Origin of the sequence: Streptomyces sp. SID5785 (genome assembly GCF_009870065.1) — a bacterium.
Lineage (GTDB): Bacteria > Actinomycetota > Actinomycetes > Streptomycetales > Streptomycetaceae > Streptomyces.
In genome coordinates this window covers 1-23,072 of the sequence record NZ_WWIA01000028.1, presented here as the reverse complement: position 1 = coordinate 23,072, position 23,072 = coordinate 1, and the positions used below count along the sequence as shown (strand labels likewise).

The following is a 23,072-nucleotide window of genomic DNA, read 5'->3' as shown; positions in this document are numbered from 1 at the left end:
GGTGTGGCCGTACTCCGGGTGGCCGGGGGTCTTGGAGCCCTGGGTGCGGAAGGCCTTCAGGTCGTCGAGCTCCAGCTCGTACCCGGCGAGGAAGAGCTGGGTGTACAGGGTGAGGCTGGTGTGGCCGGGCGAGAGGACGAAGCGGTCGCGGCCGGTCCACTCCGGGTCGGCGGGGTCGTGCCGCATGACCTTCTGAAAGAGGGTGTACGCGGCGGGGGCGAGGCTCATGGCCGTGCCGGGGTGACCGTTGCCCACCTGCTGCACGGCGTCGGCCGCGAGAAGGCGTGCGGTGTCGACGGCACGCTGGTCCAGGGCGGTCCACTCGAAGGGGCTCGCGAGGGGGTCGAGGCCGTTCGGTGTCTGCGTGCTCATCTGTAACGCTTCCTTCGCATCCGTTGTCCTGTCCTGGTGCCGGAGGGCACCGCCCGGCCGGGACCAAAGCCCCTGGTCGAACCGGATACCAACTTAAAGGTCATACTTTTGGACCGGCAGGTGCCCCCGTGCCAGCGTTCGGTGAAAATGGGACACCCGACCGTGCCGAAGCCGAGGAAAGTGCATGACGGAGCAGGACCCCGCGCAGACGAGCGCACATCTGGGAGCGACCCCCGAGGATCGAGCACGGATCCGGACGTATCCCTTCGATCCGAGCACCAGCGTGTCCGGGGTCGGGATCCAGGTCGGGCCGATGGGGACCGAGGGTCCGTGGGCCGGCGGCGTGGGCCTGTCGCGGCGTGTGCACCGCATCGACTTCCACGTCCTGCTGTTCTTCCGGGCGGGCCCGGTCCACCACATGGTCGACTTCGCCGAGTACGAGGCCGGCGCGGGCGACATCCTGTGGATCAGGCCCGGCCAGGTGCACGGCTTCTCCACCGCCGAACGCTACGAGGGCACGGCCCTGACGATGCAGCCGGGCTTCCTGCCCCGCGCGATCGTCGAGGCGACCGGCCTGTACCGCTACGACCGCCCGCCGCTGCTCCACCCCGACACGGCCCAACGGGCCGCGCTCGACGCCTCGCTGGCCCAGCTCCAGCGCGAGTACCTGGACACGTCCACGCTCCCGCTGAGCCTGCACACCTCCGTGCTGCGCCACACCCTGACGGCGTTCATGCTGCGCGTGGCGCACGTGTCGGCGCAGGCCGCGGCCGACGAGTGCCGCCCGCAGCCGGACACGACCTTCACCCGGTTCCGCACGGCCGTCGAGCAGAGCTTCACGACGAACCACAGCGTGAGCGCCTACGCGGACGAACTCGGCTACTCCCGGCGGACCCTGGTGCGGGCCGTGCGCGCGGCGACGGGCCAGACCCCGAAGGCCTTCATCGACCGGCGGGTGGTGCTCGAGGCCAAGCGGCTGCTCGCGCACACCGATCTGCCGGTGGGCCGCATCGGCGTGGCGGTCGGCTTCCCCGACTCGGCGAACTTCTCCAAGTACTTCCAGCAGCACGCGGGGGTGACCCCGGCGGCCTTCCGGGCCGAGCAGCTCTGAGGAACCGGCAGGACGACGCCCCGCAACCCCCCGTTTCGCCCTGTGCAACGGGGGGTTGACCGTTTCCCGAGCGGCTCGTACGGTGCTCGCACCCCCGCAGGTATATCGATTAACCACCCTGTGAACCCCGTGACTCCCGGTTGGAGACATGCCGCTGTGCCCTCGACGTTGAGTCGGCGCGGATTCCTCGCCGCCGGCGGTACGCTCGCCGCCGCTTCCACCCTCCCCGCCCTGTCCGGCTGCTCGGCGCTCGCCGCGGCCGACGACGACCCCGACACGCTGGTGGTGCACAGCCAGCTCGGCACCACCGCCCCCGGCTCCCCCACCTACCTCGCCGCCCTGGACCGGTTCCGGGCGGAGAACCCGGGCCTGAAGGTCCGCAACCTCGTCAACGGCGACGACCTCGCGCAGGTCTACGAGACCTCCCGGCTGGCCCGCAAGGAGCCGGACGTCGTCATGGTCAACCTCTACGACAAGACGCTGGCCTGGACCGACGTCGGCGCCACCGTCGACGTGATGGGGCACCTCGACGACTGGGGGCTGCGCGAGCGGGTGCTGCCCGTCGCGCTGGACGCCTGGACCGACGCGAAGGGCCGGCTGCGCGCCTTCCCGTACTTCGCCACGAACTGGCCGATCGCCTTCAACCGCACCCTGCTGGACCGGGCGGGCGTCGACACGGTTCCCACCACCGGCGACGACCTGATCGCAGCCGCCCGCCGACTGCGCCGCAAGGGGATCGCCCCCGTGACGACGGGCGGCAACGACTGGACCGGACAGAAGCTGCTCGCCCAGATCATCCAGACCTTCCTGACCGAGGACGAGGCCCGGCACGTCTACGCGACCGGCGACTTCGGCGGCCGCGGCGCCCGCCGGGGCATCGAGTACTTCGTCGAGCTGCGCGACGCCGGGGTGTTCGCCGACAAGGCCCAGGGCCTGACCTCGGACACCATGACGACGCAGTTCAACACCCAGGCCGCGGCGATGCAGTCGGCGATGTCCTCGGCGCTCGCGAAGGTGCCGGACGCCGTCGCGCGCCACACGGACGTGGGCGGCTGGCCGCTGGCGCCCGGCGCGTCCCACGACAGGCCGACGATCCTGCGCACGTACACGCTCATCGGCTTCTGGATCAGCCCGAACGGCACGAAGAAGATCGACGCCGTCGAGAAGTTCCTGAAGTTCTTCTACCGCGCGGACACGGTCGCCCGGTTCATCCGGGAGTCGGGCCGTGACATGGCCCTGCGCTCGGACGCGGTGAGCACCGACTTCCCGCTGGTGGCCGCCGCCCAGCGGCTCGGCCCCGACGTGAGCCAGGTGCTGCTGCCCGACCTGTTCGTGCCGCCCGCGGCCACCCAGCCGCTCATCACGGCGACGAGCACCTCCTTCACCCGCGGCACGAGCGCCGCCCGGGTCCGCTCGGCCCTCGAGGCCGCCTACCGCGGCATCTGACCGCCGTGCCCCTCCCTCCTGCTCTGTGCTGATCTCTCCTGCTCCGTAAGGGAGTTGCTCATGACGACGATGACGTCGACAGCGGGCGAGGCCCCGGTCCGCCGCCCCGTCCCGCCCGCCGGTGCCCCGGCCGGCCGCACGCCCCGCCAGGGCGGCACGATCCTCGCGCTGCCCGCCCTCGTCTGGTACCTGGTCTTCATGGTCGGCCCGCTGGTCGCCATCTTCGTGGTCGCGGCCCTGCACTGGCCGGGGATGCTGCAGCCGGTGTCGTTCGCCGGGCTGGACAACGTGCGGGCCGTGTTCGACGACCCGGTGTTCTGGGACGCGGCCGGCAACACCGCGATCCAGCTCGCCGTCGCCATTCCGGTGATGGTCGTCTGCGCGTACATGCTGGGTTACTACGTCGCCCAGAAGCCGCCGGGCCACCGGGTGATCCGCTATCTGCTGTTCATCCCGGGGCTGATCTCGACCCCGGCCAAGGCGATGGTGTTCTACGCGGCGCTGTCCCCGGACGGGCTGGTCAACGGCGCGCTCGGGTCGGCCGGTCTCGGCTCGCTCGCGGACGCCTGGCTGGCCTCGCCCTCGACGGCGCTCGCCTGCCTGATCGCGCTCGACATCTGGGCGGGCATCGGCTTCACGGCGGTGCTGTTCGCGGCGCGGCTGGGCAGCGTGCCGCAGGAGCTCGGCGAGGCGGCCCAGCTGGACGGGGCCGGGCACTGGCGGACGATGTGGCGCGTCCACTTCCCCGTGATCCGCGACTACGTGGGCGTGGTGACGATGCTGCAGTTCCTGTGGACGCTGTTCGGCTCGGCGCAGCACGTGCTGCTGCTGACCCAGGGCGGTCCGGGCAGCTCGTCGACGACCCTGTCGTTCCTCGTCTACCAGAAGGCGTTCATCGCCGCCGACCTCGGCTACAGCCAGACCGTCGGCGTCCTGCTCTTCCTCGTCGGTCTCGTGGGGCTGCTCGCCATCCGGCGCGCCTTCCGCCAGGACCACTGAGCCGCTACCGATCGGAGTACGCCATGAAGTCCTCGGCCCGTTCGAGGTTCGGCCGGTCCTGGCTGCCCGCGCACCTTCTGGTGTGGCTGTACGCGGTGCTGCTGGTGATCCCCCTGTACTACTTCATCGCCTCGGCGTTCAAGACGAACGACGAGATCTTCGCCCACCCCTTCGCGCTGCCGTCCTCGTACGGCTTCGGCAACTTCACGACCGCGTTCGAGAGTGCCGACCTCGGGCTCGCGGTGGTCAACTCGGCGCTGGTGACGGTCGTCTCGCTGGCCCTGACGCTGGCACTCGCGATCCCCGCCGCGTTCGCGCTGGCCCGCTCCGGCGGGCGGCTCGCCTCGGCCGTGGAGAAGGTGTTCTCGCTGGGGTTCCTGATCCCGACGTTCGCGGCACTGTTCCCCACGTTCCTGCTGGCAGCGGCCACGGGCCTGTTCCACACCCGCACGTTCATGGTGCTGTTCCTGCCGGCGACGGCGATGCCGCTGTCGGTGGTGATCCTGGTGCAGTTCATGCGGACGGTGCCCAAGGAGATGGAGGAGGCGGCCCGGCTGGACGGCGCCTCCACGTACGCCGTGCTGCGGCACGTCTACGCGCCCATGTGCCTGCCCGGCATCGCGACCGTCCTGCTCCTGAACTTCCTGACGTTCTGGAACGAGTACCTGTACTCGCTCGTGATCATCGGCCCCGACCCGGCCCAGCGCACCGTGCAGGTGGCGCTGCCGACCCTGAAGGCCATCACCGGCACGGACTACGGCGTCCTCACCGCAGGCACCGTACTCACGCTGATCCCGGTGTGGGTGGTCTATACGGTGCTGCAGAAGCGGATGCAACAGGCACTGGTGAGCGGGGCGGTGAAGATGTGAGCGGGACGCGAGCACGACGGGCGGCGGGCCGGCCGACCATCAAGGCGGTGGCCGCGGCGGCAGGTGTGTCGACGGCGGCGGTGTCGCAGGCGTTCAACGACAAGGGACGGCTCGCGGAGACGACACGGCGGCGGATCCTCGCGGCGGCGGAGGACCTGGGCTGGTCGCCGAGCGCGTCGGCGTCGGCGCTGCGCAGCGCCCGCACCCGCACGCTCGCGCTGGTCGTGCGCCGGCCGACCGACGTCCTGGGGGCGGACCCGCACTTCAGCGAGCTGATCACCGGCATAGAGGGCGAACTGGCGCCCCGCGGCTACGGTCTGCTGCTCCATCTGGTCGCGGACGTCGACGAGGAGAGCGCCCTGTACGAGCGGCTCGCGGCGGAGAAGCGGGTGGACGGCGCGGTCCTCACCGACGCCCGCGCCGACGACCCGCGTCCGGCGCTCACCGCCCGGCTCGGGCTGCCCGCCGTGCTGCTCGGCGCACCGGACCCGGACGCCGGGGTGCCGGTGGTCGGTCTCGGCGACCAGGGTGCCGGGATCCGGGAGGTGGTCGGCCATCTGCGCGCCGCCGGGCACACCCGGATCGCGTACGTGGCCGGGCCCGCGGAGCTCCAGCACACCCGGCTGCGGCTCGCCGTGTTCGAGGAGAGCCTCGGCGCGGCGGGGCTCGCGCCCGCCGCCGTACGGCACACCGACTTCTCGGAGGCCGCGGCCGTCGCGGTCACCCGTGAGCTGCTCGGAGCGGCCGACCGGCCGACCGCGATCGTCTACGCGAACGACTCGATGGCGGTGTGCGGCATCGGCACCGCGCAGCGCGCCGGGCTGAGCGTGCCCGGCGACCTGTCGGTCGTCGGCTACGACAACCTGCCGCTCGGCCGCTGGCTGCACCCCCGGCTGACCACCGTCGACCAGCAGGTGCAGCAGGTCGGCGCGGCGGCGGCCCGCACCCTGCTGGCCCGGTGCGGCGAGGACGTGCCCGCCGCACCGCTCGACGGCCGGCCGCGCCTGGTCGTCCGGGAGTCCACCGGCCCCGCCCGCCCCGACTGACCTGTCCACCCCGCACTCGTGCACCGCCCCCTCTGCAACGGAGACCCGTACCACCATGCGACGCCACAGCGCCCACCTGACCCACGACGCCGCCGTCCTGCCCTGGCTCGGCGCCAACTTCTGGTCCCGCACCGGCGGACCCCTGATGTGGCGCGACTACGATCCGGCGGTGGTGCGCGAGGAGCTCGCGGTGCTGCGCGCGCACGGGCTGAACATGACGCGCTCGTTCTTCTACTGGCCGGACTTCCACCCCGAACCGCACCGGATCGACGAGGAGTTGTGCGCGCGGTTCGCCGACTTCCTGGACGCGCACCGGGAGGCGGGGATGGGCACCGTGCCGACGTTCATCGTCGGGCACATGTCCGGCGAGAACTGGGATCCGGCCTGGCGCGGCGGCCGTGACCTGTACGAGGACGTGTGGATGGTGGGCCGGCAGGCCTGGTTCGCCGGGCAGATGACGCGCCGGTTCAAGGACCACCCGGCGGTGACCGGATGGCTGATCACCAACGAGATGCCGGGCTACGGCCGGATCTACCAGGTCGATCCCCCCTCGGGCGACGTCGTGACGGCGTGGGCGCAGGCGATGTGCAACGCGGTGCGGGCGGCGGGAGCCACCCAGCCCGTCTCGCTCGGCGACGGCGCGTGGGGCATCGAGGTGACGGGCCGGGACAACGGCTTCTCGCTGCGCGAGACCGCCGAGTACGTGGACTTCGTGGGCCCGCACGTGTACCGCTCGGACACGGACCGGGTGCGCCAGCACCTGCGCGCCGCGTTCGAGTGCGAACTGGCGGCGGTGACCGGGCAGCCGGTCGTCCTGGAGGAGTTCGGCCTGTCCACGGACACGGTGTCGGCCGAGAGCGCCGGCGTGTACTACCGGCAGACGCTGCACAACTCGCTGCTGGGCGGTGCCACGGGCTGGATGGCCTGGAACAACACGGACTACGACGCCCTGTGGGACCGGTCGCCCTACGACCACCACCCGTTCGAGATGCACTTCGGCATCACCGACAGCACCGGCGCGCCCAAGGAGCCGCTGCGGGAGCTGGCCTCCTTCGCCGCGGTCCTGGAGGCGGTGGACTTCGCGCGCTGCCGGCGTGCGGACGCCGGGGCGGCGTTCGTCGTGCCCGCGTTCCTGGAGCGCGGCTACCCCTACAGCCGGCCCGCGGACCGGCCGCTGATCTTCACGTCCCTGCACCAGGGGTACGTCGCGGCGCGCGCCGCCGATCTGCCGGCGGGCCTGACCCGGGAGGCGGACGGCGTCGCGGAGGACGTGGACCTGTATCTGCTGCCCGCGACCCGGCAGTTGACGACCCGCACGCGGCGGACGCTGCAGCGCCGCGCCGAGGAGGGCGCCACGGTGTACCTGTCGTTCTGCTCGGGCGAGCACCCGGGCACCCGCGGCCCGTGGTTCGACGACCTGGACGGGCTGTTCGGGGTCGAGCTGCAGCTCACGTACGGAGTCGCGGAGCCGATCGAGGACGACGTCCTGGAGATGACGTTCCGGGAGGACTTCGGCGGGATCCGGGCGGGCGAGACGCTGCGCTTCCCGGTGGCGGGCAACGAGGACAGCCGGGCGTACCTGCCGGTGGTGCCGCGCGGCGCGCGCGTGGTGGCGGTGGATGCGCACGGGCGCCCCGCGCTGCTGTGCCACGAGACGGGGCAGGGCCGCACCGTGCTGGCCACGTACCCGCTGGAGCACATGGCCGCGCGCACGGCCCGGGTCAACCCGGAGCAGACGCACCGGCTGTACGCGGCGCTGGCCGAGGTCGCGGGGGTGGCGCGGCCGGTGACGGTGGACAGCCCCTTCGTGGGCGCGGACGTGCTGGTGCACGCGGACGGGCGGCGGTTCGTGTGGCTGGTCGGCCAGGGCGACGAGCCGGTCACGGTGCGGCCCGTCGCCGACGGCACGCTGCACGACCTGGACACGGGTGATCCGGTCACCGAGGTGAAGCTGGCGGCGTTCGGCGTGCGCGTCCTGGAACTGCGGTGACGCGTCCGCCGTACCGCGATCCGGCCGCGCCGGTACCGCGGCGGGTGGCCGACCTGCTGGCCCGGATGACGCTCGCCGAGAAGGTCGGCCAGGTCAACCAACGGCTGTACGGCTGGCACGCCTACGAGCGCACACCCGACGGCCACCGGCTCACCGACGCCTTCCGCGCCGAGGTCGCCGCCCATGACGGGATGGGCGCGCTGTACGGGCTGCAGCGCGCCGACCCGTGGTCGGGGGTGACCTTCGCGGACGGCGTGACGGCGGCCGACGCCGCCGGGGTGGCGGACGCGGTGCAGCGGCACGTCGTCGAGGAGACCCGGCTGGGCATCCCGGTGCTCCTGGTCGAGGAGGTGCCGCACGGCCATCAGGCGCTGGACGGCACGGTCCTGCCGGTGAACCTCGCGGTGGGTGCGGGCTGGGACCCGGACCTGTACGAGGAGGCCGCGGCGGCCGCGGCGGCGGAACTGCGGGCACGGGGCGGCCATGTGGCGCTGGTCTCCGCGCTCGACCTGGTGCGCGATCCGCGCTGGGGCCGCGCCGAGGAGTGCTTCGGCGAGGACCCGTACCTGGCGGCCCGGTTCACGGAGGCCTTGGTGCGCGGGATGCGGTCCCGGGGCGTCGGCGTCGTGCTCAAGCACTTCGCCGGGCAGGGTGCGACGGTCGGCGGGCGCAACAGCGCGGCCACCGAGCTCGGGGCACGCGAGCTGCACGAGATCCATCTCGCGGCGGCCCGTGCGGGGGTGCGCGCGGGCGCCGCCGGGGTGATGGCCGCGTACAACGAGTTCGACGGGCTGCCCTGCGCGGCGAACCCGTACCTGCTGACCACACTGCTGCGGGAGCGCTGGCGTTTCGACGGGATCGTGATGGCGGACGGCGGCGCCCTGGACCGGCTGGTGCGGCTCGCGGGCGATCCGCCCGCGGCGGCCGCGGCGGCGCTGTCGGCGGGCACCGATCTGAGCCTGTGGGACGCGGTGTTCCCGCGGTTGGGCGAGGCCGTGGAGCGCGGCCTGGTCGAGGAGGCGGCGCTGGACGCGGCGGTGGCGCGGGTGCTGACGCTGAAGTTCCGGCTGGGTCTGTTCGAGCGGCCCTACGTGAGCGGCGCCGGGCCGGTGGGCGACGCGCCGGACCTGCCGGACCTGAGCCTGCGGCTGGCGCGCGCCGCGACGACGCTGGTGGCGCACGACGGGCGGACGCTGCCGCTCGGGCCCGCGGCGCGGCGGATCGCGGTGCTCGGCCCGAACGCCGACTCGGTGCCCCAGCAGATCGGCGACTACACGGCGCCGCAGCGGCCCGGCACGGGGGTGACGGTCCTCGACGGGATCCGCGGCGCGGCCGGCGCCGGCCGCGAGGTGACGTACGCGCGGGGCGCCGAGCTGGTCGGAGCCGACCGGTCGGGGATCGACGCGGCGGCCGCCCTGGCGGGGGCGGCGGACGTGGCGGTGCTCGTGCTCGGCGGGTCGAGCGCCCGGGAGGAGGACACCCGCTTCGCGGCGAACGGCGCGGCGGTCGTCACGTCCGGCACCCCGGCGGGCATGACCTGCGGCGAGGGCGTCGACCTGGCGGACCTGGCGCTGCCGGCGGGGCAGACGGCGCTGTTCGACGCGGTGCTGGCCACCGGGGTGCCGGTCGTGGTGGTCCTGGTGCAGGGCCGGCCGCACGCGCTGCCGGAGCGGTTCGACCGGGCGGCCGCCGTGCTGTGCGCGTGGTACCCGGGGCCGTGGGGCGGCCGGGCCGTGGCCGACGTGCTGTTCGGCCGCGCGGCGCCGGCCGGACGGCTCCCGGTCTCGGTGCCCCGCTCGGCGGCCCAGCTGCCGGTCTTCTACAACGGCAAGGACCACGGCTACCGCGGTTACGCGGACCAGCCGGCGACGCCCCGGTACGCGTTCGGGCACGGGCTGGGCTACGGGACGGTCGCGTACGGCCCGCCCCGCCTCGACCGCTCCTCGGTGTCCGCCGAGAACCCCGCGCTGCGCTGCACCGTGACCGTGACGCACACGGGCGGGGCGGCGGTGCGCGAGACGGTGCAGCTGTACGTGCGGCGGGTGTCGGGCGGTTCGTCGTGGCCGCGGGTGCGCGAGCTGCGCGGCTTCGCCCGGGTGGATCTGGCGCCGGGCGAGCGCCGCGAGGTGGTGTTCGAGGTGGGCGCCGGGACGCTCGCGTCGGTCGGCCGGGACCTCGAACCGGTCGTGGAGCCCGGCGAGTTGTCCGTGGAGACGGGCCCCGCCGCGGACCGGACGCAGGGGGCGGCCCTGACCGTCACGCGCTGAGGGCGGGAGGCGCTGGGTAGAGTCGCCGCATGGCACGCCCCACCCCCACCTCCTGCCCCTGCGGTCTGCCCGCCGCGTACGAGGACTGCTGCGGCCGCTTCCACGCGGGCACGGCGGCCGCGCCCACGGCCGAGGCGCTGATGCGGTCGCGGTACGCGGCGTTCGTCCGCGAGGACGCGGCGTACCTGCTGCGCACCTGGCACCCGGACACCCGCCCGCCCGGCGTCGCGTTCGACCCGGGGCTGACCTGGGTGGGGCTCGAGGTGCTCGGGGCCGAGGACGGCTCGGCGTTCCACCGGCGCGGGACGGTGACCTACCGGGCCCGGTACCGGGACGGCGGGCGGTCCGGGTCGCTGCACGAGCGCAGCCGGTTCGAGCGGGTGGACGGGGCGTGGGTGTACGTGGACGGCGACTTCATCGATTAGCCCACAGGCGGGCCGGGTCAGGGCGCGAGGATGTCCAGCTCGTGCAGCGCGCCCACCGCGATCTCCCGTGTGAGGGCCTCGGCGCGCTGCGCGTCCCCCTCCCGGACGGCCTCCGCGACGTGCACGTGCAGCGTGACGGCGGCCGGGTCGGGGTCCTCGAACATGACCTGGTGGTGGGTGCGGCCCGCCAGGACCTCGGCGACCAGGTCGCCGAGGTGCGCGAACATCTCGTTGCCGGACGCGTTGAGCACGATCCGGTGGAACTCGACGTCGTGCACGAGGTACGCCTCGAGCTGCTGGCCGCGCGACGTGGCGACCATGCCGAGGGCGCACTCGGTGAGCGCGGCGCACTGTTCGGGCGTCGCGTACCGGGCGGCGAGTCCGGCCGCGACCGGTTCGACCGCCGAGCGCAGGACCGTGAGGGAGCGCAGCTGGCGCGGCCGGTCGGCACCGGCGAGCCGCCAGCGGATGACCTCGGGGTCGTAGACGTTCCACTCCGCGTCGGGCAGCACGGTGACGCCGACCCGGCGCCGGGAGGCGACGAGGTGCATGGACTCCAGGACCCGCACGGCCTCGCGCATGACCGAGCGCGACACCTCGTAGCGCTGGGCCAGCTCGTCGGTGCGCAGGACGCTGCCGGCGGGGTACTCCCCCGCGGTGATGGCGGGACCGAGGCTGTCGAGTACGCGGGCGTGCAGGCCCCGGTCCTTTGTGGTCATGTCGAAAGGGTACGAGGCGGGACGGGCCGTCACGACGCGGACCCCGGGGCGGTGGGACGTCCGATCACGCCGTCGGTCATGTCGCCGGTCACACGGAATAAATAGTCTGACTTTTATGTCACAGGCTCTTGAATTAGTCAGACCTATTGGGTTTCAGTGACGTGGCACAGCGATGTCGACGAAGACAGCGATGAAGACAGCGAGGCAGCGATGAGCACCCCCCACGTCGTCGTGGTCATGGGCGTGGCAGGCACCGGCAAGACGACGATCGGTCCCCTGCTCGCCGAGCGGCTCGGCGTTCCGTACGCCGAGGGCGACGACTTCCACCCCCAGGCCAACATCGACAAGATGACGGCCGGGACCCCCCTGGACGACAGCGACCGCCGCCCGTGGCTCGAGGCCATCGGCCGGTGGGCGCACAGCCGTGCCGGACTCGGCGGGGTCGTCTCCAGCTCCGCGCTCAAGCGGGACTACCGGGACCTGCTGCGCTCCGAGGCCCCGGACGCCGTCTTCCTGCACCTCACCGGCAGCCGGGAGCTCATCCTCGACCGGATGAGCCACCGCGAGGGCCACTTCATGCCGACGAGCCTGCTGGACTCGCAGTTCGCCACGCTCCAGCCGCTGGAGGCTGACGAGGCGGGCGTCGCCGTCGATGTGTCGGGCACGCCGGACGAGATCACGGACCGGGCCGTCCAGGCCCTGACCGCGCTCGACCCCGCGTAGCCCACCGAGAACCCGTCCCCCTCCCCTCCTCGTACAAGGGATCAGACCGTGACCAGTCTCAGCGTCGAGATGCTGGCAGCGGACGCCGTCGAGCCGATCACGTCCGCGGGCCACGCCCAGCTCGGGATCGCCGTCCTCGCGGGCATCGCCGTCATCGTCCTGCTCATCACGAAGTTCAAGCTGCACGCCTTCCTCGCCCTGACGGTCGGCTCGCTCGCGCTCGGCGCGATCGCGGGCGCACCGCTCGACAAGGTGATCACCAGCTTCAGCGCGGGCCTCGGCTCGACCGTCGCCGGTGTCGGCGTCCTGATCGCGCTCGGCGCGATCCTCGGCAAGCTGCTCGCCGACTCCGGCGGCGCCGACCAGATCGTCGACACGATCCTCGCCAGGGCCGGGAAGTCCGGCGGCCGGGCGATGCCGTGGGCGATGGTCCTCATCGCCTCGATCATCGGTCTGCCGCTGTTCTTCGAGGTCGGCATCGTGCTGCTGATCCCGGTCGTCCTGATGGTCGCCAAGCGCGGCAACTACTCGCTGATGCGCATCGGCATCCCGGCGCTCGCCGGACTGTCCGTCATGCACGGCCTGATCCCGCCGCACCCCGGCCCGCTCGTCGCGATCGACGCGGTCAAGGCCAACCTGGGCATCACCCTGGCGCTCGGCGTCCTCGTCGCGATCCCGACCGTGATCATCGCCGGTCCGGTGTTCTCCAAGTACGCCGCGAAGTGGGTGGACGTCCCCGCGCCCGAGAAGATGATCCCGGCGCGCGCCTCGGACGAGCTGGAGAGCCGTCCCACCTTCGGCGCCTCCGTCGCCACCATCCTGCTGCCCGTCGCGATGATGCTCTCCAAGGCGCTCGTCGACATCATCGTGGACGACCCCGAGCACACCGTGCAGCGCGTCTTCGACGTGATCGGCTCGCCGCTGATCGCCCTGCTCGCGGCGGTCATCGTGGGCATGTTCACCCTGGGCCGCCCGGCGGGCTTCACCAAGGGCAGGCTGCAGGCGACGACCGAGCGCTCGCTCGCCCCGATCGCGGGCGTGCTCCTCATCGTCGGCGCGGGCGGCGGCTTCAAGCAGACCCTCATCGACTCCGGTGTGGGACAGATGGTCCTGGACATCTCGGAGGACTGGTCGATCCCGACGCTGCTGCTCGCCTGGCTGATCGCGGTCGTCATCCGGCTCGCGACGGGTTCGGCGACGGTCGCGACCGTGTCGGCGGCGGGTCTCGTCGCCCCGCTCGCGGCGGGCATGACGGACACCCACACGGCGCTCCTGGTGCTGGCGATCGGCGCGGGCTCGCTGTTCTTCAGCCACGTCAACGACGCCGGGTTCTGGCTGGTCAAGGAGTACTTCGGGCTCAGCGTCGGCCAGACGGTCAAGACCTGGTCGGTCATGGAGACGATCATCTCCGTGGTCGCGGGCGGCCTGGTGCTGCTGTTGTCCGTGATCATCTAGGGCACTGTCGGACCGTGGCCCGGCCGCAGCGCACCGGACGGCCGGGCACCCGCCCACGGAGGTACGTCGATGAGTCACCCCCTGTTCGACATCAGCGGCCGCACGGCGCTGGTCACCGGGTCCAGCCGCGGGATCGGTCTCGCGCTGGCCCGCGGGCTCCTGGAGGCGGGCTGCACGGTCGTCCTGAACGGCCGGGACCCCGGCCGGCTCGCACGGGCGGCCGAGGAGCTCGGCGGCGCCGTGCACACGGCGGCGTTCGACGTCACCGACGGCGCCAGTGTGGCCGCGGGGATCGCCGAGGCCGAGGAGCGGGTCGGCCCGCTGGACATCCTGGTCAACAACGCGGGCATGCAACTGCGCGCCCCGCTCCTGGAGTTCGCCGAACCGGACTGGCACCGGATCCTGGACACCAATCTGACCAGCGCCTTCCTGGTGGGCCGGGAGGCCGCGCGCGGCATGGTGGCGCGCGGCCGCGGCAAGATCGTCAACGTCTGCTCGCTGCAGAGCGAGGTGGTCCGGCCGGGCATCGGCCCGTACGCGGCCACGAAGGGCGCCCTGAAGATGCTCACCAAGGGCATGTGCGCCGACTGGGGGCCCGCGGGCGTCCAGGTCAACGGCCTGGGCCCGGGCTACATCGAGACCGAGCTGACCCGGCCGCTCGTCGAGGACGAGACGTTCTCGTCCTGGGTGCGCGGCCGGACCCCCGCCGGCCGCTGGGGCCGCACCGAGGACCTGGTCGGCGCCCTGCTCTTCCTCGCCTCGCCCGCGTCGGACTTCGTCGGCGGGCAGATCCTCTACGTCGACGGCGGCATGACCAGCGTGCTGTGAGAGGGGCCCATCGATGCTCGGCTGCGTGATCCACGGCGCCGGCGACCTGCGGGTCGACCGGTTGCCCACCCCGGAGCCCGGACCGGGCGAGGTCCTGGTCGCGGTCCGCTACGGCGGGGTGTGCGGCTCCGATCTGCACTACTGGCGGCACGGCGGAGTCGGCGACTTCCGGCTGAAGGAGCCGATGGTCCTCGGCCACGAGGTCGTGGGCACCGTCGCAGGACACGGTCCGGGTACGTCCGCCCCGGCGGCCGGCACGCCGGTCGCGGTGCATCCGGCGACCCCGTGCGGGAACTGCCCCGAGTGCCGCTCGGGGCGGCGCCACGTCTGCCGTGACACCCGCTATCTGGGCAGCGCCGCCCGGCACCCGCACGTCCAGGGCGGCTTCGCGGCCGCGCTCGCCGTGCCCGCCGCGCAGGTCCGCCCGCTGCCGCCCGCGCTCCCGCTGCCGCGCGCCGCGCTCGCCGAACCCCTCGCGGTGGCCCTGCACGCCGTGCGCAGAGCGGGCGACGTCGCGGGGCGGCACGTGCTGGTGACGGGTGCGGGGCCGATCGGCTGTCTGGTCGTCGCGGCGGCCAGGGCGGCGGGCGCGGCCCGGGTGACGGTGTCGGACCTGCTGCCCAGGGCACTGGAGTTCGCGTCCGTCGCGGGAGCCGACGCGCTCGTCCGGGCGGACGACCCGGCCGGTGCCGGGTGGCCGCAGGAGGTCGACGTCGCGGTCGAGGCGTCCGGGGTCTCGGCCGGGCTCGACGCCTGTCTGCACCGGGTGCGCCGGGGCGGGGTCGTCGTGCAGCTGGGGATGCTGCCGCCGGGGCCCAGCCCCTTCGCGGGGAACCTGGTGGTGAGCCGGGAGATCGAGCTGCGCGGCTCCTTCCGCTTCGACACCGAGTTCGACACGGCCCTGGAGCTGCTGGCGCGGCGCCCGGAGCTCGCCGGCCTGGTCAGTGCCGTCCTTCCGGTCACCGAGGCCGAGCGGGCCTTCGCGCTCGCGGCGGACCGGGCGGTGTCGTGCAAGGTCCTGCTCGACTTCGCCCCCGGGGCCCCGAGCGGCTTGGAGGACAGGGCCTAGGGCGTGTCACGGCAGCCACTCGCCGTGCTCCCGCCGGGCCCAGTCGCGGCGCACCAGCCCCGTGCGCATGCCGCGCCGGGCCTCGGGGTCGCCGACCGCCATGCCGACATGCCCGGCGATCACGACGGCGAGCGCGAGAGCCAGCCAGTCGTGCACGAAGGTGCTGCCGGTGCGCCAGGCCAGCGGGGCCAGGTGCGTGAACCACATCAGCAGACCGGTGCCGAGCATGACGAGCACCGCGCCCGCGAGCCAGGACGCCCACAGCTTCTGGCCCGCGTTGAACTTCCCGGCCCGCCGCCCCGGGCGCCGGGTGAGCACGGCGCGCAGCCAGTCCCGGTCGTGCGGCCCGAAGCGGTTGAGCAGGCGCAGGTCGGCACGGAAGGCGCGGGAGGCGAGCCCGAGCAGGAACGGGACGGGCAGCAGCAGTCCGCTCCACTCGTGCACGGTGACGACGAGGGCGCGGCGGCCGACGAGTTCGGCGAGCTGCGGGAGGTAGAGGCAGGCCGCGGCGGCGACGCAGACGGCCATCAGGGCGGCGGTCGCCCGGTGCACCAGCCGCTCGCCGCGGCTGAACCGGCGCACGCGGCCGCCGGGTTCCGGCTCAGACGGTCGGCGCATCGTCCCGCCCGTTCGACCGGCCGACCCAGCCGTCGACGTCGTAGCCGCGTTCCTCCCAGTAGCCCGGGCGCACCTTCTCGGTGACGGTGATGCCCGACAGCCACTTGGCCGACTTGTAGAAGTACATCGGGGCGACGTAGAGCCGGACCGGTCCGCCGTGGGCGTGGCCGAGGTCCGCGTCGCGCATGCGCAGGGCCACGAGCACGTCGTCGCGGCGGGCCTGGCGCAGCGTGAGGCTCTCGGTGTACGTGCCGTCGAAGCAGGTCAGCCGGACGGCGCCGGCACCGGGGCGGACGCCCGCCGCGTCCAGGAGGTGCGAGAGCCGGACGCCCTCGAACGGTGTGCCGGGCACGCGCCAGCCGGTGACGCACTGGACGTCACGGACCAGGCGGGTCTGCGGCAGGGCCCGCAGGTCGGGGAGCGTGTAGCGCGCCGGGCGTTCGACCAGGCCGTCGACCGTGAGGCGGTAGTCGGCGGCGGAGCGGTGCGGCACGGACGCGGCGACCGAGTAGTAGCGGAACCCGCCGCCGTTGGGCAGCAGGCCGCTCACTCCGGTCGGGTCCTTCGACGTGAGCCCTTCCAGGGCCCGCTGGAGCGGGGCCGCGAAGAGGACGCCCAGGGCGCCCGCGGCGGCCGTGCCGAGGATCAGCCTGCGGCCGACGGGGGCGCCGGCGGTGCCGTCAGTGCCGTCAGTGCCGTCAGTGCCGTCTTCGGGTGCGGGCGGCGGTCCGGGGTGGTCTGTCACGCTCCGATTCGAACACCGCGGCCGGGCGGGGACCAGACCCGGACGGTGTCCGTCAGCGTTTCGTCATGTCCGGTCCGCCGCCGCGCGGGCGGGGCGTCAGCCGGCCCGCTTCTCCAGCTGGAAGGCCTCGTTGCCGAGCCCGATCCGGGCGTGCGCCTCGGGGTTGCGGGAGCGGAGCAGCAGGCTGTACGCGATGCCGGCGAGGGCCGCGAGGGCGATGACGCCGGGCAGGATCCAGTTCAGCGCCGAGTCCGGGCCGGAGCCGACGAGCACGTCGAAGTCCTTGATCGTGTATCCGGCGATCACGAGCAGGGCGAGGCCCGCGACAGCGGAGGAGACCAGCCGCCAGACCTGGGCGCCGGCCGCGCCGCGCCGCACGAAGAAGACGATGACGGCGAGGGAGGCGGTGGCCATCAGCAGGATGACGCCGAGCGCGCCCACGTTGCCGCCCCAGGTGAACAGGTGCAGGACGGGCGCGGTCGGGTCGCCCGCGGCGCCGGAGTCGGTGACGGCGAAGACGATGACGACGATCAGCGAGACGGCCGACTGGAGGAGCGATCCTGCGCCGGGGGCGCCGCTCGCGCTGTTGGTCCGACCGAAGGTGGCGGGCAGCAGGCCCTCGCGGCCCATCGCGAACGCGTACCGGGCGACCACGTTGTGGAAGCTGAGCAGCGCCGCGAACATCCCGGTCACGAAGAGCACGTGGACGATGTCCGTGAAGGTGCCGCCGAGCCGGTCCCCGGTGAGGCCGAACAGCAGGCCCGCGGACTGCTTCTGGGCCTGGCCGACGATGGCGGCGGGGCCGGTGGCGACGGTGAGCGCCCAGGAGCTGATCGCGAAGAACACGGCGACGCCGGCGACGGCCAGGAACATGACGCGGGGGACGAGGATGTGCGGGCGGCTGGTCTCCTCGGCGTAGACCGGGGCCTGCTCGAAGCCCGTGAACGCGGCGATGCAGAAGCACAGCGCGGTGCCGAGGCCGACGCCCGAGAGCGTCTCGGGGTTGAACGCGTGCAGGGACAGACCCTGGCTCGCCGGGTCGCCGATGGCGGCGATGTCGAACACGACGACGACCGCGACCTCGAGGAGCAGCAGCACGCCGAGGACCTTGGCGTTGACGTCGATCTTGAGCAGACCGAGCACGGCGACGGCGAGGACCGCGAGCAGCGCCGGGATCCACCAGGCGATCTCCAGGTCGAGGTACTGCTGGGCGAGCCCCGCGACCTCGAAGCCGAACATGCCGAAGATGCCGACCTGCAGGACGCTGTACGCGACGAGCGCGACGAGGGCCGCGGCGGCGCCCGCGGTCGGGCCGAGCCCCCGCGAGATGTACGCGTAGAAGGCACCGGCGTTGTGGACGTGGCGGCTCATCTCGGCGTAGCCGACGCTGAACAGCAGCAGGACGGCGCCGAGGATGAGGAAGAGCAGCGGCATGCCGACGACGCCCATCACCGCGAACGTCGTGGGCATGACACCGGCGACGACCATCAGGGGGCCGGTCGCGGCGAGCACCGAGAGCAGCAGCCCCGCCGTGCCGAGCCGCCCGGCCCGCAGGGCGCTCTCCTCGCCCTTGAACGTGGATATGCCCGACTCGGCCGTGGTCTCGGCCGCTCTGTCGCTCGTGGTCATCGGGGGTTTCGTCCCTTCACGGTTTGTCATGGTCGACACCTATGCCGTGCCGAGCGCGGCGCTGCGCGCGGCACGGAACGCTTCGTACGGCTCCCGGTCGGGGTACGACCAGGGCTCCGGGGTGACGTGCTGGCCGATGCGGTGGAACAGGACGGCCGCCTCGGCGGGGCGGCCCTCGCAGTACTTCGCGTGCGCGAGGAAGTTGAGATCGACGCGGCCGCGCGGATGGTCGGCACCGGTGCGGCCGGGCGCCTCGCCCCACTCCAGCCACCAGTCGAAGGCGGCCTTCATGACGAGCCGGGCCCGGCGGCCGGTCCAGTGGCCGGACGCCTTGGGGTCGGCGGGCTCGCTGCCCACCCGCGCGAGGACGCGGTAGCGCTCGGCGTGGGCGACGACCGGGAGCACGGCCAGCGGCGAGGCGGGCGGCGCCTGCTCGGCGGCCCAGGCGGCGAAGTCGTAGACCTCGTGCAGCGGGTCCTGGCCCGCGGCGGCGCGCCGCTCGGCGAGCCGCGCCACCATCAGGTGGTGGGCGTGGTGGTGTCCTGGGTACCGGTGGCGGATCTCGTCGAAGATCTGCACGACGTCCTCCTCGCGGCCCAACTTCCGCTCCAGGAGCAGCAGTCCCAGCCAGGGGGTCGGATCGGCGGGCACCAGGGTCGCGGCGGCGCGGCAGGCGGCGCGGACCTTGTCGGCGCGGGCCTTGCCGTCCAGCGCGCGCTGGACGCCGGCGCAGGCGAGCAGCACGGGGGCGTCGGTGGACTCGGGCTCGGCGAGCTGCCAGTCGCGGACCCAGGCCGTCGCGGTGGGCTCCTGGGCGAGGACGGTGATCCGGTGCCCGCGGCGGTCCCAGTCGTCCCCGGTGTCGGCGAGCAGCGCCCTGGCCTCGGTCCAGCGACCCTGCGCGAGTGCGGCGCGCGCGGCCACGAGCGGCGCGTCGTCGAGCGCGGGGTCGAAGGAGTGCGCGGCCTTCTTGCGAGGGCGGCCGAGCGGGGGCGGGGGTGGGGACACCGCGGCGGTTCCTCTGCGACTGTTCAGTATGGAGGTCGGATGATCACGCACAGCAAACCGGTACGGAGTGCTCCGCGTCAAGGGCGGCCGGGTGACGGACTTCACCAACTCGTCGCAGTTTCCGTCGAGTTCACCCGCCAGATCTTTCAACCGGTCCCACGAGCTGGGACGTTGGACCGGTGACACGAGTACATCGCGCCCGCGCGGGCGGTCCGGGGACCGCCGCGTCCGCCGGGCGGGTGCTCCCCGGGGGCGCTATCGTCAGCGGGTAGCGATCCGTCGAGCCGCAGTCCGAGGTGCGCAGCGTGCCGGTTCTCGTCCTCGTCCTCGCCGTGAGCGCGGCCTTCTGCCTGGGAATCGGCTTCGTGCTCCAGCAGAACGCGGCCCGGCACGCGCCGCTCGGCGACTTCCTCACCCCCCGGCTGCTGCTCGACCTGATGCGGATGCCGCGCTGGCTGGCCGGGATCGGCTTCATGGTGTGCGGCATGGTGCTCGGCGCACTGGCCCTCGGCAAGGGCGAAGTGTCGCTCGTGGAGCCGCTTCTCGCGACGAACCTGCTCTTCGCCCTGGTGCTCTCGCGCCGGCAGACCCGGCAGCCGCTGGGCCGGCAGGGCTGGTCCGGGCTGCTGCTGCTCGCGGGCGGCGTGACGGCGTTCATCGTGGCGGGACAGCCGCGCGGCGGCGGCGCGGAGGCGGGCCCGCTGCGGCACTGGCTGATCATCGGCCTGATGGTGGGCGGGGCGCTGCTCCTGGCCGCGCTCGCCAAGCGGTCCCGGCTGAGCGCGGCGCCGGTGCTGCTCGCGGTGGCGGCCGGGCTGCTGTACGGCGTGCAGGACGCGCTGACCCGGGTGAGCGGGCAGCGCTTCGGGGCGGGCGGCTGGGCGGAGCTGTTCACGGGCTGGCAGCCGTACGCGGTGCTGCTGCTCGGGGTGACGGGCCTGCTCCTGGTCCAGAGCGCGTTCGAGACGGCGCCGCTGCGGATGTCGCTGCCCGCGCTGACGGCCGCGCAGCCGCTGGCCGGGATCGCGTGCGGGGTGGGTTTCCTCGGGGACCGGCTGCGCACCGACACCGGGGCGCTCGCGTGGGAGGCGGCGGGGCTGGCCGGGATCGTCGTGGGCGTGGTGCTGCTCGGACTGCACCCGGCGATGCCGGGCTCGGCGGCGCAGGACCGGGACACGCACTCCAGCCCGGTGTAGGGCGCTTCGTTAGCCTCGGTGCATGAGTGACACGCGTTCTGCCGGCCCCGCCGGATCCGGCCGTTCGGCCGAGGAGATCCTCGACATCGTCGACGCGGAGGACCGCGTCGTGGCACAGGTGGCGCGGGGCGAGGCGTACGCGCGCGGGCTGCGGCACCGCTGCGCGTTCGTGCTGGCCCGCGACCCCGAAGGGCGGATCTTCGTGCACCGGCGCACCACGACGAAGCTCGTCTTCCCGGGGATGTACGACATGTTCGTGGGCGGGGTGGTCGGCGCCGGCGAGACCTACGACGAGGCGGCGCTGCGCGAGGCGGAGGAGGAGCTCGGCGTCTCGGGCCTGCCGCGGCCCACTCCCCTGTTCCGGTTCCTGTACGACGACGGCGCGGGCCGCTCGTGGTGGTCGGCGGTGTACGAGGTGGTGTGCGCACAGCCGGTGCGGCCGCAGGCCGAGGAGGTCGCCTGGCACACGTTCCTGGCGCAGGAGGAGCTGGAGCGGCGGCTCGGCGACTGGGCGTGGACCCCGGACTCGCTCGCGGCGTACGAGCGCCTGCGGGGGCTCGCGTGACCCGCCGGTAAGGTCGGGCCCGTGATCGAATTCGTGCGCACCGTCCGGCTGTGGTTCGCCCCGGAGCGGGTCAGGGACGAGGGGGAGACCCCCGACTACCGCTTCTCGCTGGCCAACGAGCGCACCTTCCTGGCCTGGCTGCGCACGGCGCTCGCGCTCATCGGCGGCGGCTTCGCGGTGGACCAGTTCCTGCCGGACCTGCGCTGGGGCTGGCGGGTGGGGCTCGCGCTCGCGCTGCTCGCCGCGGGCGTGCTGTGCTCGCTGCGGGCGGTCAGCCACTGGGTGCGGTGCGAGCGGGCGATGCGCCGCGGCGAGGACCTGCCGGTGTCGCGGTTCCCCGCGGTGCTCGGCGTGGTGATCGCGCTGGTGGCCGTCGCCATGGTGGTCGTGGTGCTCGCCGGCTGGGCGGGCTGAGCGGTGACGGACGCACCCGCGCGCGATCCGGGACTCCAGCCGGCCCGGACCCGGCTGGCATGGCGGCGCACGACCCTGTCGTGCACCGTGGCGGCGGTGCTGGCCGGCAGGACGGCGCTGAGCGGGTCCGTGGGGCCGGTCGGCTGGGTGGCCGCCGCGCTGTGCCTGCTGGTGTGGCTGGGCTTCCTGGCCGTGGCGCACCGGCGGATCACCGGCCTGGCCCGGCACGAGGCCGCGCCGCCCCTGATGTCGGTGCGCGGGGCGCTGCTCGCGTCGCTGTGCACGCTGGCGCTGGCCCTGTTCGCGTCGCTGCTGGTGACCTGACGGGCGACCGCGCTCTTCCGCCCGGACGCGGAAGGGGGCAGCGTAAGAACGATCACGTTTGTCTGCGGCACTGGACGACATACCGACCGGTCAGCATGATAGTGCCGACGCTGCCGCCCGCTCCCCCGGAGGACCCCGATGAGTCACCCCCCAGGCCTGGATCTCGACCAGCTGCGCACCCACCTCGACCGGGTGCGGCCCGGCCTGGTCACGGGCCCGCTCACCGGGCGGCTCATCGAGGGCGGACGCTCGAACCTGACCTACGAGGTCGGGGACGGGACCACCCGCTGGGTGGTGCGGCGGCCGCCGCTCGGGCACGTCCTCGCGACCGCGCACGACATGAAGCGCGAGCACCGGGTGATCGCCGCCCTGCACACGACGGACGTCCCCGTCCCGGAGCCGGTCCTGCTGTGCGAGGACGACGCGGTGCTCGGCGCGCCCTTCTACGTCATGGAGTTCGTGGACGGCACGCCGTACCGGACCGCCCGGCAGCTCGCCCCGCTCGGCCCGGAGCGGACCCGGGCCGCGGTCCTCGGCCTCGTGGACACGCTCGTCGACCTGCACGCGGTGGACCCCGCGGCGGTCGGACTCGGCGACTTCGGCCGCCCCGAGGGCTTCCTGGACCGGCAGCTGCGCCGCTGGGGCAAGCAGCTCGACGCCTCGCGCAACCGCGACCTGCCCGGCATCGACGAGCTCCAGGCCGCGCTCGGGCGCGCGCTGCCCGACTCCCCCGCCCCCACGATCGTGCACGGCGACTACCGGCTCGACAACGTCCTGGTGCGCCGGGACGAGGACGGCGTCGACCGGATCAAGGCGATCCTCGACTGGGAGATGTCGACGCTCGGCGACCCGATGACCGACCTGGGCCTCCTGGTCATGTACAGCACGGACCTCGGTCTGCCCGAGTCGCCGGTCTCCACGACGGCCACGGCGGCGGGGCACCCGGCCCCGGCCGAGCTGATCGAGCGGTACGCCGCGCGCTCGGGGCGCGACGTCTCCTCGATCGCCTGGTACACGGCGTTCGCCTGGTTCAAGCTCGCCGTGATCCTGGAGGGCATCCACTACCGCTACACGCTCGGCCAGACGGTCGGCGCCGGCTTCGACCGCATCGGCGAACTCGTCCCGGTCTTCATCGACCACGGCCTCACGACACTCCGCTAGAACCCCGGCCCCGGTCCCGTCGTCGGCGCTCCCTCCGGTGGGGCTTCTCGCGCAGTTCCCCGCGCCCCTGAAATGCAGGCGCTGCGCGCCGCA

22 protein-coding genes and 1 pseudogene are annotated in these 23,072 nt (G+C 73.6%); 17 read left to right on the top strand and 6 right to left on the bottom strand.

Annotated features, from left to right (window positions below; translation table 11 throughout):
- A pseudogene (locus tag GTW43_RS00920) lies at nucleotides 1–372 on the bottom strand (transketolase); the annotation flags it as partial.
- Between the two features lie 184 nt (nucleotides 373–556).
- On the opposite strand from GTW43_RS00920, the gene GTW43_RS00915 reads away from it, so the two are divergent.
- The 8 genes from GTW43_RS00915 to GTW43_RS00880 all read left to right on the top strand — a co-directional run bounded on the left by GTW43_RS00915 (nucleotide 557) and on the right by GTW43_RS00880 (nucleotide 10,525).
- Complete coding sequence (locus tag GTW43_RS00915; protein WP_237536334.1) at nucleotides 557–1,483, top strand: AraC family transcriptional regulator; 927 nt, start codon at nucleotides 557–559, stop codon at nucleotides 1,481–1,483.
- Between the two features lie 156 nt (nucleotides 1,484–1,639).
- A complete protein-coding gene (locus GTW43_RS00910; protein ID WP_161299615.1) occupies nucleotides 1,640–2,929 on the top strand; it encodes an ABC transporter substrate-binding protein in 1,290 nt (429 codons plus the stop codon).
- A gap of 60 nt (nucleotides 2,930–2,989) precedes the next feature.
- Nucleotides 2,990–3,928, top strand: a complete 939-nt coding sequence (locus GTW43_RS00905; RefSeq protein ID WP_161299614.1) for a sugar ABC transporter permease — start codon at nucleotides 2,990–2,992, stop codon at nucleotides 3,926–3,928.
- Between the two features lie 23 nt (nucleotides 3,929–3,951).
- Nucleotides 3,952–4,797 carry a carbohydrate ABC transporter permease gene (locus tag GTW43_RS00900; protein WP_161299613.1) on the top strand — a complete coding sequence of 282 codons (846 nt, stop codon included), beginning with the start codon at nucleotides 3,952–3,954 and terminating at the stop codon, nucleotides 4,795–4,797.
- 47 nt (nucleotides 4,798–4,844) lie between these two features.
- Complete coding sequence (locus GTW43_RS00895; protein ID WP_343245849.1) at nucleotides 4,845–5,843, top strand: LacI family DNA-binding transcriptional regulator; 999 nt, start codon at nucleotides 4,845–4,847, stop codon at nucleotides 5,841–5,843.
- A 55-nt stretch (nucleotides 5,844–5,898) separates the two neighbouring features.
- Entirely contained in the window at nucleotides 5,899–7,833 is a 1,935-nt protein-coding gene (locus tag GTW43_RS00890) for a cellulase family glycosylhydrolase (protein ID WP_161299611.1), read from the top strand.
- Nucleotides 7,830–10,100: a glycoside hydrolase family 3 N-terminal domain-containing protein gene (locus tag GTW43_RS00885; protein WP_161299610.1), complete on the top strand. Its 2,271-nt coding sequence runs from the start codon at nucleotides 7,830–7,832 to the stop codon at nucleotides 10,098–10,100. The genes GTW43_RS00890 and GTW43_RS00885 overlap by 4 nt, the downstream gene beginning before the upstream one ends.
- 29 nt (nucleotides 10,101–10,129) lie before the next feature.
- On the top strand, nucleotides 10,130–10,525 hold the full coding sequence (locus tag GTW43_RS00880; protein WP_161299609.1) for a YchJ family metal-binding protein: 396 nt from the start codon (nucleotides 10,130–10,132) through the stop codon (nucleotides 10,523–10,525).
- A 17-nt stretch (nucleotides 10,526–10,542) separates the two neighbouring features.
- Here the strand turns inward: GTW43_RS00880 and GTW43_RS00875 are convergent, their stop codons facing one another.
- Complete coding sequence (locus GTW43_RS00875) at nucleotides 10,543–11,244, bottom strand: FCD domain-containing protein (protein WP_161299608.1); 702 nt, start codon at nucleotides 11,242–11,244, stop codon at nucleotides 10,543–10,545.
- A 210-nt stretch (nucleotides 11,245–11,454) separates the two neighbouring features.
- Between GTW43_RS00875 and GTW43_RS00870 the strand changes: the two genes are divergently transcribed.
- The 4 genes from GTW43_RS00870 to GTW43_RS00855 all read left to right on the top strand — a co-directional run bounded on the left by GTW43_RS00870 (nucleotide 11,455) and on the right by GTW43_RS00855 (nucleotide 15,319).
- Nucleotides 11,455–11,967 carry a gluconokinase gene (locus GTW43_RS00870; protein WP_161299607.1) on the top strand — a complete coding sequence of 171 codons (513 nt, stop codon included), beginning with the start codon at nucleotides 11,455–11,457 and terminating at the stop codon, nucleotides 11,965–11,967.
- Between the two features lie 48 nt (nucleotides 11,968–12,015).
- Nucleotides 12,016–13,422 carry a gluconate:H+ symporter gene (locus GTW43_RS00865; protein WP_161299606.1) on the top strand — a complete coding sequence of 469 codons (1,407 nt, stop codon included), beginning with the start codon at nucleotides 12,016–12,018 and terminating at the stop codon, nucleotides 13,420–13,422.
- Between the two features lie 69 nt (nucleotides 13,423–13,491).
- Nucleotides 13,492–14,250 carry an SDR family oxidoreductase gene (locus tag GTW43_RS00860; protein WP_161299605.1) on the top strand — a complete coding sequence of 253 codons (759 nt, stop codon included), beginning with the start codon at nucleotides 13,492–13,494 and terminating at the stop codon, nucleotides 14,248–14,250.
- Between the two features lie 13 nt (nucleotides 14,251–14,263).
- A complete protein-coding gene (locus GTW43_RS00855) occupies nucleotides 14,264–15,319 on the top strand; it encodes an L-idonate 5-dehydrogenase (RefSeq protein WP_161299604.1) in 1,056 nt (351 codons plus the stop codon).
- A 6-nt stretch (nucleotides 15,320–15,325) separates the two neighbouring features.
- Here GTW43_RS00855 and GTW43_RS00850 read toward each other — a convergent pair whose 3' ends face one another.
- The 4 genes from GTW43_RS00850 to GTW43_RS00835 form a co-directional block, all read right to left on the bottom strand.
- Nucleotides 15,326–15,937 (bottom strand): cytochrome b/b6 domain-containing protein, encoded by a 612-nt coding sequence (locus GTW43_RS00850; protein WP_161299603.1) that lies wholly within the window; start codon nucleotides 15,935–15,937, stop codon nucleotides 15,326–15,328.
- Complete coding sequence (locus GTW43_RS00845; protein ID WP_237536335.1) at nucleotides 15,921–16,586, bottom strand: molybdopterin-dependent oxidoreductase; 666 nt, start codon at nucleotides 16,584–16,586, stop codon at nucleotides 15,921–15,923. The genes GTW43_RS00850 and GTW43_RS00845 overlap by 17 nt, the downstream gene beginning before the upstream one ends.
- A gap of 192 nt (nucleotides 16,587–16,778) precedes the next feature.
- Complete coding sequence (locus GTW43_RS00840; RefSeq protein WP_161299601.1) at nucleotides 16,779–18,311, bottom strand: APC family permease; 1,533 nt, start codon at nucleotides 18,309–18,311, stop codon at nucleotides 16,779–16,781.
- A 39-nt stretch (nucleotides 18,312–18,350) separates the two neighbouring features.
- The gene (locus tag GTW43_RS00835) at nucleotides 18,351–19,319 is read right to left on the bottom strand and encodes a hypothetical protein (RefSeq protein ID WP_161299600.1); all 969 of its coding nucleotides are present in this window, start codon (nucleotides 19,317–19,319) and stop codon (nucleotides 18,351–18,353) included.
- Nucleotides 19,320–19,624: 305 nt separating this feature from the next.
- On the opposite strand from GTW43_RS00835, the gene GTW43_RS00830 reads away from it, so the two are divergent.
- From GTW43_RS00830 to GTW43_RS00810, 5 genes are all read left to right on the top strand, one after another.
- The gene (locus GTW43_RS00830; protein ID WP_161299599.1) at nucleotides 19,625–20,515 is read left to right on the top strand and encodes a DMT family transporter; all 891 of its coding nucleotides are present in this window, start codon (nucleotides 19,625–19,627) and stop codon (nucleotides 20,513–20,515) included.
- A 22-nt stretch (nucleotides 20,516–20,537) separates the two neighbouring features.
- Complete coding sequence (locus tag GTW43_RS00825) at nucleotides 20,538–21,080, top strand: NUDIX domain-containing protein (RefSeq protein WP_161299598.1); 543 nt, start codon at nucleotides 20,538–20,540, stop codon at nucleotides 21,078–21,080.
- Between the two features lie 21 nt (nucleotides 21,081–21,101).
- On the top strand, nucleotides 21,102–21,494 hold the full coding sequence (locus tag GTW43_RS00820) for a DUF202 domain-containing protein (protein WP_161299597.1): 393 nt from the start codon (nucleotides 21,102–21,104) through the stop codon (nucleotides 21,492–21,494).
- A gap of 3 nt (nucleotides 21,495–21,497) precedes the next feature.
- Nucleotides 21,498–21,818 carry a DUF202 domain-containing protein gene (locus GTW43_RS00815; protein WP_161299596.1) on the top strand — a complete coding sequence of 107 codons (321 nt, stop codon included), beginning with the start codon at nucleotides 21,498–21,500 and terminating at the stop codon, nucleotides 21,816–21,818.
- Nucleotides 21,819–21,956: 138 nt separating this feature from the next.
- Nucleotides 21,957–22,979 (top strand): phosphotransferase family protein, encoded by a 1,023-nt coding sequence (locus GTW43_RS00810; protein WP_161299595.1) that lies wholly within the window; start codon nucleotides 21,957–21,959, stop codon nucleotides 22,977–22,979.
- The last annotated feature ends 93 nt before the right edge of the window (nucleotides 22,980–23,072 follow it).

Excerpts from the sequence above, each read along its gene's own strand:
- GTW43_RS00810 (WP_161299595.1), top strand. The coding sequence starts at position 21,957 with ATGAGTCACCCCCCAGGCCTGGATCTCGACCAGCTGCGCACCCACCTC.
- GTW43_RS00870 (WP_161299607.1), top strand. The coding sequence starts at position 11,455 with ATGAGCACCCCCCACGTCGTCGTGGTCATGGGCGTGGCAGGCACCGGC.
- GTW43_RS00860 (WP_161299605.1), top strand. The coding sequence starts at position 13,492 with ATGAGTCACCCCCTGTTCGACATCAGCGGCCGCACGGCGCTGGTCACC.
- GTW43_RS00900 (WP_161299613.1), top strand. The coding sequence starts at position 3,952 with ATGAAGTCCTCGGCCCGTTCGAGGTTCGGCCGGTCCTGGCTGCCCGCG.
- GTW43_RS00905 (WP_161299614.1), top strand. The coding sequence starts at position 2,990 with ATGACGACGATGACGTCGACAGCGGGCGAGGCCCCGGTCCGCCGCCCC.
- GTW43_RS00855 (WP_161299604.1), top strand. The coding sequence starts at position 14,264 with ATGCTCGGCTGCGTGATCCACGGCGCCGGCGACCTGCGGGTCGACCGG.
- GTW43_RS00875 (WP_161299608.1), bottom strand. The coding sequence starts at position 11,244 with ATGACCACAAAGGACCGGGGCCTGCACGCCCGCGTACTCGACAGCCTC.
- GTW43_RS00890 (WP_161299611.1), top strand. The coding sequence starts at position 5,899 with ATGCGACGCCACAGCGCCCACCTGACCCACGACGCCGCCGTCCTGCCC.
- GTW43_RS00915 (WP_237536334.1), top strand. The coding sequence starts at position 557 with ATGACGGAGCAGGACCCCGCGCAGACGAGCGCACATCTGGGAGCGACC.
- GTW43_RS00840 (WP_161299601.1), bottom strand. The coding sequence starts at position 18,311 with ATGACCACGAGCGACAGAGCGGCCGAGACCACGGCCGAGTCGGGCATA.
- GTW43_RS00880 (WP_161299609.1), top strand. The coding sequence starts at position 10,130 with ATGGCACGCCCCACCCCCACCTCCTGCCCCTGCGGTCTGCCCGCCGCG.
- GTW43_RS00825 (WP_161299598.1), top strand. The coding sequence starts at position 20,538 with ATGAGTGACACGCGTTCTGCCGGCCCCGCCGGATCCGGCCGTTCGGCC.
- GTW43_RS00850 (WP_161299603.1), bottom strand. The coding sequence starts at position 15,937 with ATGCGCCGACCGTCTGAGCCGGAACCCGGCGGCCGCGTGCGCCGGTTC.